This window comes from Collimonas fungivorans Ter331, assembly GCF_000221045.1.
GTDB classification, from domain to species: Bacteria; Pseudomonadota; Gammaproteobacteria; order Burkholderiales; family Burkholderiaceae_D; genus Collimonas; species Collimonas fungivorans_A.
Genome location: NC_015856.1, coordinates 760635 through 773546 on the forward strand (window position 1 = coordinate 760635; position 12912 = coordinate 773546).

General features: G+C 58.0%; 13 protein-coding genes and 1 tRNA gene. 9 read left to right on the plus strand and 5 right to left on the minus strand.

What is annotated here, in order from left to right:
* Nucleotides 1–17 precede the first annotated feature (17 nt).
* Nucleotides 18–1184 (plus strand): phospholipase D-like domain-containing protein, encoded by a 1167-nt coding sequence (locus CFU_RS03340; RefSeq protein WP_014004646.1) that lies wholly within the window; start codon nucleotides 18–20, stop codon nucleotides 1182–1184.
* Between the two features lie 6 nt (nucleotides 1185–1190).
* On the opposite strand, the gene CFU_RS03345 is transcribed toward CFU_RS03340, so the two are convergent.
* The 3 genes from CFU_RS03345 to mscL form a co-directional block, all read right to left on the minus strand.
* Nucleotides 1191–1916 carry an anti-sigma factor gene (locus CFU_RS03345; protein ID WP_014004647.1) on the minus strand — a complete coding sequence of 242 codons (726 nt, stop codon included), beginning with the start codon at nucleotides 1914–1916 and terminating at the stop codon, nucleotides 1191–1193.
* Nucleotides 1916–2500 (minus strand): RNA polymerase sigma factor, encoded by a 585-nt coding sequence (locus CFU_RS03350; RefSeq protein WP_041741169.1) that lies wholly within the window; start codon nucleotides 2498–2500, stop codon nucleotides 1916–1918. The genes CFU_RS03345 and CFU_RS03350 overlap by 1 nt, the downstream gene beginning before the upstream one ends.
* 190 nt (nucleotides 2501–2690) lie before the next feature.
* On the minus strand, nucleotides 2691–3101 hold the full coding sequence (gene mscL, locus CFU_RS03355; protein ID WP_041741170.1) for a large conductance mechanosensitive channel protein MscL: 411 nt from the start codon (nucleotides 3099–3101) through the stop codon (nucleotides 2691–2693).
* A gap of 292 nt (nucleotides 3102–3393) precedes the next feature.
* Here mscL and petA point away from each other — a divergent pair, with 292 nt between their 5' ends.
* From petA to CFU_RS03385, 6 genes are all read left to right on the plus strand, one after another.
* Nucleotides 3394–4014: a ubiquinol-cytochrome c reductase iron-sulfur subunit gene (gene petA / locus CFU_RS03360; RefSeq protein WP_014004650.1), complete on the plus strand. Its 621-nt coding sequence runs from the start codon at nucleotides 3394–3396 to the stop codon at nucleotides 4012–4014.
* Entirely contained in the window at nucleotides 4014–5420 is a 1407-nt protein-coding gene (locus CFU_RS03365; protein WP_041741171.1) for a cytochrome b, read from the plus strand. The genes petA and CFU_RS03365 overlap by 1 nt, the downstream gene beginning before the upstream one ends.
* 16 nt (nucleotides 5421–5436) lie before the next feature.
* The gene (locus CFU_RS03370; RefSeq protein ID WP_041741172.1) at nucleotides 5437–6204 is read left to right on the plus strand and encodes a cytochrome c1; all 768 of its coding nucleotides are present in this window, start codon (nucleotides 5437–5439) and stop codon (nucleotides 6202–6204) included.
* 84 nt (nucleotides 6205–6288) lie between these two features.
* The gene (locus CFU_RS03375) at nucleotides 6289–6900 is read left to right on the plus strand and encodes a glutathione S-transferase N-terminal domain-containing protein (RefSeq protein WP_014004653.1); all 612 of its coding nucleotides are present in this window, start codon (nucleotides 6289–6291) and stop codon (nucleotides 6898–6900) included.
* 75 nt (nucleotides 6901–6975) lie between these two features.
* A complete protein-coding gene (locus tag CFU_RS03380) occupies nucleotides 6976–7485 on the plus strand; it encodes a ClpXP protease specificity-enhancing factor (protein WP_041741173.1) in 510 nt (169 codons plus the stop codon).
* Nucleotides 7486–7510: 25 nt separating this feature from the next.
* Nucleotides 7511–7586: transfer RNA gene (locus CFU_RS03385), tRNA-Thr, on the plus strand.
* Nucleotides 7587–7780: 194 nt separating this feature from the next.
* Here CFU_RS03385 and CFU_RS03390 read toward each other — a convergent pair.
* A complete protein-coding gene (locus CFU_RS03390) occupies nucleotides 7781–8689 on the minus strand; it encodes a LysR family transcriptional regulator (protein WP_041741174.1) in 909 nt (302 codons plus the stop codon).
* A 93-nt stretch (nucleotides 8690–8782) separates the two neighbouring features.
* Between CFU_RS03390 and CFU_RS03395 the strand changes: the two genes are divergently transcribed.
* Nucleotides 8783–10255, plus strand: coding sequence for an MFS transporter (locus tag CFU_RS03395; protein WP_014004656.1), 1473 nt, complete (start codon nucleotides 8783–8785; stop codon nucleotides 10253–10255).
* A gap of 295 nt (nucleotides 10256–10550) precedes the next feature.
* Nucleotides 10551–11207, plus strand: a complete 657-nt coding sequence (locus CFU_RS03400; protein ID WP_014004657.1) for a DsbA family oxidoreductase — start codon at nucleotides 10551–10553, stop codon at nucleotides 11205–11207.
* Nucleotides 11208–11431: 224 nt separating this feature from the next.
* On the opposite strand, the gene CFU_RS03405 is transcribed toward CFU_RS03400, so the two are convergent.
* On the minus strand, nucleotides 11432–12862 hold the full coding sequence (locus CFU_RS03405; protein WP_014004658.1) for an IS1182 family transposase: 1431 nt from the start codon (nucleotides 12860–12862) through the stop codon (nucleotides 11432–11434).
* Between the last annotated feature and the right edge of the window lie 50 nt (nucleotides 12863–12912).

A 12912-nucleotide genomic window follows, 5' to 3' on the forward strand; every position in this document is an offset into this window, starting at 1 on the left:
CTCCTCTTTTCCATCGCATGCGCGCGGTAAATCTTTGCGCCGATAACCACATCACGCTGTTGCACAACGGCGCTGCCTTTTTTCCGGCGCTGATTGCCGCCATCGATGCTGCCCGCATCGAAATCTACCTGGAAACCTATATCTTCGCCGACGACCAGACCGCGCAGCTGGTGCAGCAGGCGCTCACGCGCGCGGTGCAGCGCGGCGTCGCGGTGCGGGTGATCGCCGACTGGCTGGGCACCGGCCGCCAGCGCTCGGCATCGCTGCAGCAGGAGTTCGCCGCGAGCGGCGTCATGTACCGCAGCTTCAATCCCTGGTTCCGGCGCGGCGTGGCGCGCATGCACCGCAAGATCTGCGTGGTCGACCGCCAGGTCGGGTTTGTCGGCGGCCTCAACATCATCGACGACATGGTGTCCGACGACGACCTGCGCCTGCCGCTGCCGGCGCCGCGCTGGGATTTTGCGGTCGGCATCAGCGGGTCGCTGGTGGACGTGATCCATATCGAACTGGAAGCGCAATGGCTGCGCCTGGGCGAGATGAAACTGCTGGCGCGTTTCCAGCAATTCAAGCGCACCCGTTTCAAGGGCGGCGGCGTGGTCCATGGTCCGGCATCGGCCGGGCTGGTGCTGCGCGATAACCTGCGCAACCGCCGCACCATCCAGCGCGCCTATCTGCAAGCCCTCGGCCATGCGCGCCAGAGCGCCTTGCTGACCAGCCCCTATTTCGCCCCGAGCCGGAAACTGCGGCGCGGCCTGGAACAGGCAGCGCTGCGCGGGGTCGATGTTACGTTGCTGCTGGGAGTAGGACAGTTCCGGCTGCAGGATGCGGTCAGCCATTCGTATTATCCGAAGCTGCTGAAAGCCGGCGTCAAGATCGTTGAATACCGCAAGACCGCCTTGCATGCAAAAGTGGCGGTGATCGACGACGACTGGGCCACCGTCGGCTCCAGCAATTTCGACGGCTTCAGCCTGCTGGTGAACCAGGAAGCCAACGTGGTGGTGATGGACGCCGATTTTTCGCGCGCGCTGCGGCAGCAGATAGCCAGCGGCATCGCCGACGGCGAGCCGATATCGGTCGATGCCTTCAGCCACCGTTCCTGGCGCGCGCGGCTGTGGCACGGCACGGCTTTTTTCCTGTACCGCTTCCTGATGCGCATCATCACCATCGGCAACGGCGAGCGCTGACAGCGGTTATATCCGGACCCAGGCGCCCTTGAACAGGATCGGGCCGGTCGGCCCCTTGGGATCCGGCGATCCGCCTTTCGGCTCGAGCGTCACCGCCAGCAGCGGCACGGTCTGCGGCGTGGCGTCGGCCGGCAACGCCAGGCTGATGCTGCCGTTGGCTTCCAGCAGGCCGAGCGAACGCGGCGCTCCTTCCTTCGGCACCGCCCACAGCTCCAGGCTCTTGTCGGCCGCGATCTTTTGCGGGATCACCAGCTTGACCAGCAGGCGGCCGCCCGGCGCATCGCCGGTCACTACGGCGATCGGCTGCGCCTGCTCGTTGCTCAGCATGGCGACATACGATACGGCCGGCGCTGCAGGGACAGGCGGCAACTGCTGCCGGGACAGCAGCAGCGAGGTCAGGATGATGGCGGCAGTGGTCGAGACCAGGCCCAGGCCGCGCCAGAAGCTCAGGTCCTCGCGCAGCTCGAACCAGATCGAGCGCTTGCGTTGCGGCTTGCGCGGCAAGTCGAGCTTGGTTTCGATGGCCGACCAGACTGCTGCGGGCGGTAGTTCCGGTGGCGCCAGTTCGGCCATCGGATGCAGGCGGTCCTGCCATTCGGCGACGGCCTGGCGCAGCACCGCATGGCGGCGCAGCAGGGTTTCAAAACGGCGCAGGGCGCCGCCGCGCAAGGTGCCGAGCACGTATTCGGCCGCCAGCTTGTCCACCAAAACTGGATTGCGTTCGATATCCATCAGGCGCTCCCCAGCTTGCCGAGGCAGTTCTTGAGGCGTTCCAGCCCGCGCCGGATCCAGGTCTTGACGGTGCCTATCGGCAGCTGCAGCTGCGCCGCCACTTCGCTATGCGAGAGATCGTGATAGAACGACAGGGCAATCGCTTGCCGCTGCATGGCTTCCAGGCGCGCCAGGCAATGCGCCAGCGCCTTGGCGTCGGCAGTCAGCTGCAGCGCCTCCAGCGGCGTCGGATCGGCGCTTTCCATGGCGTCCATGACTTCCTTGTCAAATGTGTCGGCATCGATCTCTACCGCGCTGTCCGTGCGCCGCAGGAAATCGAATGCCTTGTTGCGCACGATGGTGGTGATCCAGGTCATCGGCGCCGCCAGGCTGGCCTGGTAGCTGTCGGCGTTGTTCCAGATGCTGACGAAACTCTCCTGCAGCACTTCTTCCGCCCACTCGTGCTTGACTAGTATACGCAGCGCGAAGCCGAACAGTTTCGGCGAGGCGGCGTCGTAGAGGGCGCGGAAGGCGACGGCGTCCTTGCGCACGACTGCGGCAAGCCAGATTTTCAATTGTTCCGGTTGCAAGTGTTGGGAGGGCAATTCGGCTTCCTTTGCGCGCAGTGCCGCTGTTGTGCCGCGCCTGGATTTTGTTGTTGCGGAGCCAAGCCGGTTATTGCGCAGATTACCCCATGGTAACTTGCGCCGCAACCGGCAAATCCGCTATAGCCGGCCGCCAAAAACAAAAAGCCCGCTGCAGGCAGCGGGCTTTGGCGACCAACGCAGGCGACGGTTATTTTTTTAGCGAGTCGCGGATCTCGCGCAGCAGCACGGTGTTTTCCGGATCGGCGGCAGGCGCCGGCGGTTGTTCGCCGCGCAGCTTGTTGATCACGCGCACCATCTGGAAAATCACGAAGGCCAGGATGACAAAATTCAGTGCAATGGTAATGAAGTTGCCGTAGGCCAGCACAGCGCCGGCTTTCTTGGCTTCCGCCAGCGTCAGCTCGGTGCTCTGGCCGTTCAGCGGGAAGTAGTGGTTGGCAAAATCCAGGCCGCCGAAAATCTTGCCGACCACCGGCATGATGATGTCCTGCACCAGGGAATCGACGATCTTGCCGAACGCGCCGCCGATGATCACGCCGACTGCCAGGTCCATCACGTTGCCTTTGAGTGCAAAGGTCTTGAATTCTTGCATCATGCCCATGTGTTGTTTCTCCATAACTAATGTTGACAATCGGGAAGATACTGCGATCCCAGCCGGATTAAAAGGACAAATTTGTCAATTCTTGTTATTTTCCATCCCCGGACTTGCTTGCTGCAGTGCAAGAATCAGCTTCTGAAGGGAATTGTGCCAGGTTTAGCAGCAATTTCCATGGATTTAGCTGATTTTGTACCTGCGTGCATGTATTTCCTTTAAAACAGGCCTCAGCTTCGATATAATCTAGGGTTGCTAGAAGTTCCGTGCAAGTTTCGTATTTTGACTGATTGGGGTTGGTATGAGTATCGAAAAGCAGGTCGACTCCGGTCGACGTGGATTGCTCGTGGCTACATGCGCGGCAGGCGGTGTGGCCGGTTTGGCGACGGCGGGGGCCTTTGTCTCCACTTTCCAGCCATCCGAACGCGCAAAAGCCGCGGGTGCACCAGTGGAAGTGGATATTTCCGGCATTAAACCCGGCGAGATGCAAGTGTTCGAATGGCGCGGCAAGCCGGTCTGGATCATGAAACGTACCCCGGAACAGCTGAAGGGGCTGGAACATACCGCCTCCGAAGTGGCCGACCCCGAGTCGCTCAAGCCCTACACCATGGACTTGCCCGACTACTGCAAAAACAAGTCGAACAACCGCGGCCGCGCCGGCCACGAAGAAACCCTGGTGCTGGTAGGCATCTGCCCGCACCTCGGCTGTTCGCCATCCTCGAAATTCGCCCCCGGCGCCCAGCCTTCGCTGCCGGACGACTGGCAAGGCGGCTTCCTCTGCCCCTGCCACGGTTCGACTTTCGACCTGGCCGGCCGTGTTTTCAAGAACAAGCCGGCGCCAAACAACCTCGACGTGCCACGCTACATGTACCTGTCCGATACCAAGATCGTCATTGGTAAAGACGAGAAAGGTGAGGCTTAATCATGGCATTCCACGAAAAACAGCTGCCGGCCGATGCTCCCATCGCCGACAAGGCGCTGAACTGGATCGATGCGCGTTTCCCCGTCACATCGACCTGGAAAGCCCATCTGTCCGAGTACTACGCGCCAAAGAATTTCAACTTCTGGTACGCCTTCGGTTCGCTGGCGCTGCTGGTGCTGGTGATCCAGATCGTCACCGGCATCTTCCTGGTCATGCATTACAAGCCGGATGCCGCCCTGGCGTTTGCTTCCGTCGAATACATCATGCGCGACGTGCCTTGGGGCTGGCTGGTGCGCTACATGCACTCGACCGGCGCTTCGGCTTTCTTCATCGTGGTCTACCTGCACATGGTGCGCGGCCTGCTGTACGGTTCCTACCGCAAACCGCGCGAACTGGTATGGCTGTTCGGCGTCGGCATTTTCCTGTGCCTGATGGGCGAAGCATTCATGGGCTACCTGCTGCCATGGGGCCAGATGTCTTACTGGGGCGCGCAAGTCATCGTCAACCTGTTCGGTGCGATTCCTTTCATCGGCCCTGACCTGTCGCTGTGGATCCGCGGCGATTATGTGGTCTCCGACGCTACCCTGAACCGCTTCTTCTCGTTCCACGTGATCGCGATCCCGCTGGTCCTGATCGGCCTGGTGGTTGCTCACATCATCGCCCTGCACGAAGTGGGTTCCAACAACCCGGACGGCGTGGAGATCAAGGAAAAGCTGGACGCCAAGGGCGTGCCGCTGGATGGCGTGCCGTTCCACCCTTACTACTCGGTGCACGACGTGATGGCGGTTGCCGTATTCCTGATCGTGTTCAGCGCCGTGGTGTTCTTCGGTCCTGAAATGGGCGGCTACTTCCTCGAGTACAACAACTTCGTCCCAGCCGATTCGCTGAAGACGCCGCCGCACATCGCACCGGTCTGGTATTTCACGCCTTACTATTCGATCCTGCGCGCAGTCACTTCGGACTTCATCGTCTACCTGCAGGTTGGCGTGGCCGCTTTTGTCGCCTTGCTGTGGCTGAAGTCGAGCCTGAACAGCATGCTCAAGATCGCCGCTTTGGTCATCGGGCTGGCCATCATCGGCGCCATGTTCGTGTTCGACGCCAAGTTCTTCGGCGTAGTGCTGATGGGCGTCTCGGTCGTCATCCTGGCCGGCCTGCCTTGGCTGGATCATTCCAAGGTGAAGTCGATCCGTTATCGTCCGAGCTGGCACAAGTACATCTACATCCTGTTTGCGATCACCTTCGTGGTGCTCGGCTACCTCGGCGTGCAGCCGCCTTCGGCGATCGGCGGGCTGGTGTCCAAGGTCTGCACATTCATCTACTTCGGCTTCTTCCTGCTGATGCCATGGTGGAGCGCCGCGGGTACATTCAAGCCAGTGCCGGACCGTGTTGTCTATCACCCGCACTAAGCCAGAGGATAAGAACATGACATTGCTGAAAAAATTAGTGGCAACTCTGGTACTGCTCCCGGCGCTGGCTTTTGCCAGCGAAGAGGGCGGTTATCCGCTGGATACCGCGCCGGAACAGAGCAACGACCTGTCCGCGCTGCAAAACGGCGCCAAGCTGTTCGTCAACTACTGTCTGAACTGCCACTCGGCATCGTCGATGCGCTACAACCGCTTGCACGATATCGGCCTGAGCGACGAGCAGATCAAGAACAACCTGCTGTTCACCGGCGACAAGGTGGGCGACCTGATGACTATCGCCATGTCGCCGAAAGACAGCAAGGCATGGTTCGGCGCCGCGCCGCCGGATCTGTCGGTGATCGCCCGCGCCAAGGCATCCGGCGCAGGCAGCGGTCCGGACTGGCTCTACACTTATCTGCGTACTTTCTACAAGGATGACACCCGGCCAACCGGCTGGAACAACATGGTCTTCCCTAACGTCGGCATGCCGCACGTGCTGTGGGAACTGGAAGGAATTCGTACTGCCAAATACGAAGACGTGAAGGATCCGCACGAAGAGGGCAAGACCGAACACAAGTTTGTCGGTTTCGAGCAGGTCAAGCCGGGCAAGATGAACAAGGTCGAATACGACGTTGCAGTCGCCGACCTGGTGTCCTATCTTGCATGGATGGGCGAACCTGCCCAGAACACCCGCAAGCGCCTTGGCGTCTGGGTCCTGCTGTTCCTCGGCATGTTCTTCGTTCTGGCATGGCGTCTCAACGCGTCATACTGGAAAGACGTCAAGTAGTTTTCATGCCCGCGATTTTGCGGGTATGCGTTTTGGGGTGAGCCGTATCGGGTCTCACCCTTTTGTTTCTAAGGAACTATAAAAATGATGGTTCTCTATTCGGGTACAACCTGCCCATTTTCACAACGCTGCCGTCTCGTTCTGTTCGAGAAGGGCATGGACTTTGAAATTCGCGATGTCGACTTGTTCAACAAGCCGGAAGACATCTCGACCATGAATCCATATGGTCAAGTGCCGATCCTGGTCGAGCGCGACCTGATTCTGTACGAATCCAATATCATTAACGAATACATCGACGAACGTTTCCCGCATCCGCAGCTGATGCCGGCCGATCCGCTGATGCGCGCCCGTGCGCGGCTGATGCTGTTCAACTTTGAGAAAGAACTGTTCATCCACGTGCACACGCTGGAGAACGAGAAAACCAAAGCAGCAGAGAAGAGCCACGAAAAGGCACGCTCGGAAATCCGCGACCGCCTGACCACGCTGGCGCCTTTGTTCCTGAAGAACAAATACATGCTGGGCGACGAGTTCTCGATGCTGGACGTAGCCATCGCGCCGCTGCTGTGGCGCCTGGATCACTACGGCATTGAGCTGTCGAAGACAGCTGCGCCGCTGATGAAGTATGCTGAGCGTATATTCTCGCGCCCGGCCTACATCGAAGCGCTGACGCCTTCCGAAAAAGTCATGCGTCGTTAAGATCGTGTAGATTACCGGTATGCACTGCCGTTGCGGCAGTGCATATTTCCCCATGCTTTTGTACCGTTGCTTCCCATGTCAGAAACTTCTACCAAACCGTATTTGTTGCGCGCCATTTATGAATGGTGCACCGACAATGGCTACACCCCGTATCTGGCGGCCAGGGTAGATGCGCACACGCGCGTGCCGATGCAGTTCGTCAAGAACGGCGAGATTGTATTGAACGTCAGTTTCGAGGCCACCAGCGGCCTGAAGATGGACAACGAGTTCGTCAATTTCAGCGCCCGTTTCGGCGGTGTCTCGCGGGAAATTTCGGTGCCGGTGGAAAACGTGATCGCCATCTATGCGCGCGAGAACGGCCAGGGCATGGCGTTCGAACCATCGGCCACGGCCGCTGAAACGGACACTGAAGCCGCCGCCGAGCAAGAAGCCAATCCAGAGCCGACCGCCACGGTAACGCCGATCCTGAGCTCGGTGCCGTCGTCCAGCAGCGACACAAAACAGAATTTGTCCGGCACGGATCCCGAAAAAGATCCGGAACCGCCAAAAAAAGGCGGAAGGCCTACCCTAACTCGAATTAAATAGGTATAATTGCGGACTTCGCAGTTTAGCTGGCTTAGCTCATCTGGTAGAGCACCTGACTTGTAATCAGGGGGTGGCGGGTTCAAGTCCTGCAGCCAGCACCAATATCTAAAAGGCCCATCGTTCGATGGGCCTTTTTCTTTTGCTCCGCAAAAATCATTTTGCAGGTTTGACTAGCTTCTCCTGCGATGTCGAACATGGTGCGCAGTCATTGTCGCGGTTGCTTGGTCTCAATTGGTTTTGTGCCGCAGAAATACCATCAATTTTCTCTTTGTCGGCCCCTGCTTTTACCCGTAAATCACGACTTCAAGCTAAAGCGCTCCACCACGAAATCGACGAAGCTGCGTAACTTGGGCGACATGCGGTGATCACGCAGGTAGATGAGGTTCAACGGCCGGATCGGAGGCGTGTATCCAGGCAGTAGGCGAACGAGAAGGCCATCCTCGATGTCCTTTGACAGCATTATCTCAGGCAGCATGACAATCCCCATGCCAGCGAGCGCAGCTTGGCGTAACCCCTGGGCGCTGTCGACTTGCATCCGGCCCGAAATCGGCACGCTGATTTCGCCCTCTGGACCAGTCATGCGCCAGGATGCCTGTGCCGATCTCCACTCGGACCGCGAGGAATAGGTATAGGCCAAACAATTGTGCTGGGCAAGATCCTCCGGTCGTCGTGGTTCACCGCGCTTCGCCAGATAACTCGGTGCGGCGCAAATCATCAATCTATACGGTGCAAGCGGGCGCGCAATCAGATCGGAACCCTGAAGATTGCCAAGACGGATCGCCGCCTCGAATCCGTCCTCAGCCAAATCCACGACAGTGTCGGTGATGACCACGTCGAGATCCACTTTGGGATAACGCGCCGTATAGTCGGCGAGCGCGGGTATCAATCGCTCCGTGCCAAAAGTCGCAGATGCGGTAACACGAAGCCGCCCTTTGGGACTGGTCTGTGTCTCGAGTGCGAGGGCATCAGCATCTCCAACGAGATCGAGGATCTCAATGCATCGTTCGTAATAGGCCTTGCCGAATTCGGTCAGATTTTGCCGCCGCGTGGTCCGATTGATGAGCCGTGTACCGAGACGATCCTCTAGCGCCTGCAAATGGTTGCCCACCATGGTTGGCGACAGGTCGCATTCCGCTGCTGCCGCCGTCAGACTCCCCGTGTCAACTACACGGATGAAGATAGCCATGGCCTTGAAGATGTCCATTACCAATATTTCCTAGGTAGTCATCAAACAAAATGGCAGTTTATATAATTTTTCAAGGCAATACAATGAGATTGGAATTAGTCAGCGGTTTTCGTGACGATCATTTTTCAACAAGAAAACAATCTCTGGGACTCTCCTCTCATGCCTTATCTGAAACCGAATCAATCAACATCGCCGCGCCTGACCTTGATAGCCACCAGTCTAGGCTTAGTCCTTGTCACTCTCGACGTCACTGTCGTGAACGTTGCGCTGGAAAGGATCCAAGCGTCGCTCAGCACCAACGTGACCGGTTTGCAATGGATCATTAACGCTTACACGTTGGTCTTTGCGAGCCTGCTGTTAACGGCTGGTGCCATTGGTGACCGCTTCGGTGCCAAACGAATCTTCGTCATAGGTTTTGCGTTGTTTACCATTGCGTCACTGGCCTGCGGCATGGCGGGCACAATCGGTACCCTCATTGCCGGCCGCGTCGTCCAAGGAGTGGGGGCGGCACTTTGTGTCCCAGCCTCGTTGGCGTTGCTTAGCGCCAGCTTTCCGGAAGCGGCCTCTCGTGCCCGAGCCGTGAGCATATGGGCTGGCGTTGGCGGCTTGGCGCTTGCGGCCGGGCCGGTTGTCGGCGGCATCATGGTGGATCGCTTCGGTTGGCCGAGCATCTTCTTCCTCAACCTGCCACTTGGGCTCTTAGGCATCTGGTTGACTTTATCCTATGCGCCGTCGGGTTCAAAGACACCCAACCAGGGATTAGATCTCGCCGGACAAGTGTTGGCGATTCTCGCGCTAGGTGGGCTCACCCTCGGCTTCGTCGAGGCCGGCGCACTCGGCTGGACGCATCCGCTAGTCCTGTCAGGTTTTACCTGTTTCCTGGTGGCCGGCGCGTTGTTCCTACTGGCAGAAGCCCGTGGCGCGGATCCTATGCTGCCGCTGTCGTTGTTTCGCTCGTCAGTGGTGAGCGCCTCCTGCGTCGTTGGACTCCTCACCAACTTCGCCTACTATGGACTGATGTTTGTGCTCAGTCTATTCTTCCAGGCGACGAAGGGGTATTCGCCTTTGATGACTGGGCTAGCTTTTCTACCGATGACGGCACTAGTAACCATCGCCAACTTGGTTTCTGGTCGACTGACCGCGCGCTTCGGGCCGCGGCTACCAATGGTGATAGGGCAAGCGCTAGCCGCATGCGGCTACCTGACTCTGGCTGGCATTGACGGCAGAACCCCATATAGCGTCATCGTCGGCCCACTGTTAGCGGCGGGCATCGGTGTGGCGCTGACGGTCCCCGCAATGACGGTCGCCGTTCTCGCCAACGCCGATAGACAACGCACAGGTATTACCTCTGGAGCGTTAAATGCCGCGCGCCAGACGGGGGGCGTCATCGGCGTCGGGGTATTCGGATCGTTGGTCGCTGGAGGGCCGGAAAAACTCCTTGCGGGCATGCATGTCGCGCTAATTCTGGCAGGTCTCGCACTCGGCATTGGCGCCATCATCAGTTTTGTAAGCATCAAGGCAAGATTGATTACGAAATCAAATTCACTCCCCGTTGAAATGATTACCAAGGGCGAAACCAATTGAAGGTTTGAGTTCGAATGCCTGTTCGAAGGGCATGCTGCGATGGTTTCTGGCCGATGTGATTCGCGCAGCATCTAAAATATAAAAAAATAGGTGACCTCATAGTTCCGCAATGTCATGTGAACCTGCGCCGACATTGCGTTCGCAGACTACCGGAGTTGCTAAATTGCGGAACTGAAAACTTAGTAAGACGCGGACATCTCTGCGACACCCTCGGATGACACTCGCACATCCGGCTTACAATATCTTCATTCATTAACGCCACCTGACGACAGGTGCCATGCCATGAGGTATTGCCATGAATAACGCTTTGAAAATCGATTTCGTCTCCGATGTCGTCTGCCCCTGGTGTGCGATCGGGCTGGCGGGTCTCAATATCGCGCTCGAACGCCTCACTCCGGAGACGCACGTCGACTTCACCGTCCACCCGTTCGAGCTCAACCCTGATATGCCCGCAGCCGGGCAGGAGCAACTTGAACATATCACCGAAAAATACGGCATCACCGCCGATCAGGCGCGCATCAACCGTGAACAGATCCGGGCCAGGGCGGCTGCCGTCGGTTTCACCATGAACCGCGATGACGCCAGCCGTGTCTACAACACTTTCGACGCGCATCGTCTGCTTGCCTGGGCGAAAGAGAAGAATGCGCAAGCAACGCTCAAACTGGTCTTGCTCAAAGCCTATTTCAGCGACGGGAAAAACATCGCGGACAGGAATGTGCTGGCGGAACTTGCCAGGCAAGCCGGCCTGGATGGCGCCGAAGCCGACGAAGTACTGGCATCGGATCGGTTTGCTCAGGAAGTGAAGGAAGAAGAAGCGCTGTGGGCCCAGCGCGGCATCAGCAGCGTGCCCGCAGTCATCGTGAATGATCGCTACCTGATCTCGGGCGGCCAGCCGCCGGAGGTATTTGAAGAGCAGCTTCGAGCCATCCTGGCGAGCGACGAGCGGGAGTGATTGTCGCGGGGGGTGTTCACGAACTGGCGCTGACATTGGTGCTGACCAGGAATGGCCGGCGCCGGCCGAGGCCGTGTAAAAACGCTGAATCCATCAAGGGAGCCGAGATCCACGTCATTTTAACGCGACATTGTTGATAATAGAGAGCCCTGCAAACGCGGCGGCTATTTCCCTTGGCCGAGTAAATAGCCGTCTCCAAACATATCTCCTGACGCTAAAAGCGCCTATGCGCTCATCACCTTCATCAAGGTTCCCACGCCCAGCACGTTGATCATCCGCTTCATGTTGTAAGCCAGGACATGCAAGCTCATCTCGGTGCTCACTCGGGCCTTGGTTTTGGTGAGGAAGTGCGTAGCACCCATCCATGCCTTGATGGTGCCGAATGGATGCTCAACCGTTTGCCGGCGTATTCGCATCGCCTTCGGCGTTCGTTCCAACCGCTCCTGCATGGCCTCCAGTACAGACTCATGCTCCCATCGTGTCACGCGCCGTTGAGGACTTGGCGTGCATGCGGATTTGAGTGAGCACTGCTGGCAATTCGAGCTCCAATAGCGGTGCAAATTCAAGCCTTTCTCTTTGCTCGTGAAACGCCAGATCAATCGCTCTCCGGCGGGACACTGATATTCATTGGCGCGTGCGTCGTAAATGAAATCCGCTTTGCCAAACCGACCTTCAGCAGAGGCATTGGAGGTCAGGTTCTTCGGGACGATCACGTTGATGCCGGCTTGTGTGCACGCCAGGATCTCTTCTCCTTTGAAGTAACCACGATCAGCAACTACGGTCAGCGATGCGGCGCCAATCGCTTCTTGCGCTTGCCGGCTCATCGAGTGCAGTTGATCCCGGTCGCTCCCGATGTTGGTCACCTCGTGCGCCACAATCAGATGATGCTTTGCGTCGACCACCGTTTGTACGTTGTAGCCAACGACGCCTGTACCACGCGTCTTCATCGACCGTGCATCAGGATCGGTTTGGGAGACTTGTTGATCCGGCGTCTTCTGGAGTTTTAATTGGATGTCTTCAAGCTCTCGCATCTGCGCCTTGAGCGCTGCGATATTCTCATGCAGTCGAGTTGTCGTGAGTTGCTTGCGGTCCGGCTCTTGGCGATCCGCCGTGTCGAGGGCTGTCAGATAGCGATCAATGCTCGCTGCGATCTCTTCCATGCGCCGTTGCAGTTTGGCGCTGGTGAAGTTGCGGTCGCGGTTGTTGACGGCTTTGAATTTGCTGCCGTCAATAGCGACCAGCGCTTCAGAGAACAGGCCAAGTCGCTGACACAGCACGACGAACTGCTTGCATACATTGGAGATGGCACGGCCATTGTCTTTGCGGAAGTTGGCGATAGTCTTGAAGTCCGGCGTCAAATGCCCTATCAACCACATCAGTTCAACGTTACGCTGCGCCTCTCGTTCCAGGCGACGGCTTGATTGGAGTCGATTGAGATAGCCGTAGATGTAAATCTTGAGAAGAACCGATGGGTGATAGGCCGGACGTCCTGTTTGTGCAGGCATTGTTCCTTCGAAACCCATTTGCACCAGGTCCAGTTCATCGACGAAAACATCGACTACCCGCACTGGGTTGCTATCGGCAACGTAGTCGTCCAGTTGCTCGGGAAGCAAAATGCGTTGACTGCGATCCCGCCCTTCAATGAAGCGTTTCATAGGTGTACCTCGAACAGAGTCATCTGTCCGTGTGACATGGATCGCCGCAA

What these genes read in the sequence shown, in the direction of transcription:
- CFU_RS03390 (WP_041741174.1), bottom strand. Translation starts at nt 8,689, where the DNA reads ATGGACATCTTCAAGGCCATGGCTATCTTCATCCGTGTAGTTGACACG.
- petA (WP_014004650.1), top strand. Translation starts at nt 3,394, where the DNA reads ATGAGTATCGAAAAGCAGGTCGACTCCGGTCGACGTGGATTGCTCGTG.
- mscL (WP_041741170.1), bottom strand. Translation starts at nt 3,101, where the DNA reads ATGGGCATGATGCAAGAATTCAAGACCTTTGCACTCAAAGGCAACGTG.
- CFU_RS03340 (WP_014004646.1), top strand. Translation starts at nt 18, where the DNA reads ATGCGCGCGGTAAATCTTTGCGCCGATAACCACATCACGCTGTTGCAC.
- CFU_RS03405 (WP_014004658.1), bottom strand. Translation starts at nt 12,862, where the DNA reads ATGAAACGCTTCATTGAAGGGCGGGATCGCAGTCAACGCATTTTGCTT.
- CFU_RS03370 (WP_041741172.1), top strand. Translation starts at nt 5,437, where the DNA reads ATGACATTGCTGAAAAAATTAGTGGCAACTCTGGTACTGCTCCCGGCG.
- CFU_RS03375 (WP_014004653.1), top strand. Translation starts at nt 6,289, where the DNA reads ATGATGGTTCTCTATTCGGGTACAACCTGCCCATTTTCACAACGCTGC.
- CFU_RS03380 (WP_041741173.1), top strand. Translation starts at nt 6,976, where the DNA reads ATGTCAGAAACTTCTACCAAACCGTATTTGTTGCGCGCCATTTATGAA.
- CFU_RS03345 (WP_014004647.1), bottom strand. Translation starts at nt 1,916, where the DNA reads ATGGATATCGAACGCAATCCAGTTTTGGTGGACAAGCTGGCGGCCGAA.
- CFU_RS03400 (WP_014004657.1), top strand. Translation starts at nt 10,551, where the DNA reads ATGAATAACGCTTTGAAAATCGATTTCGTCTCCGATGTCGTCTGCCCC.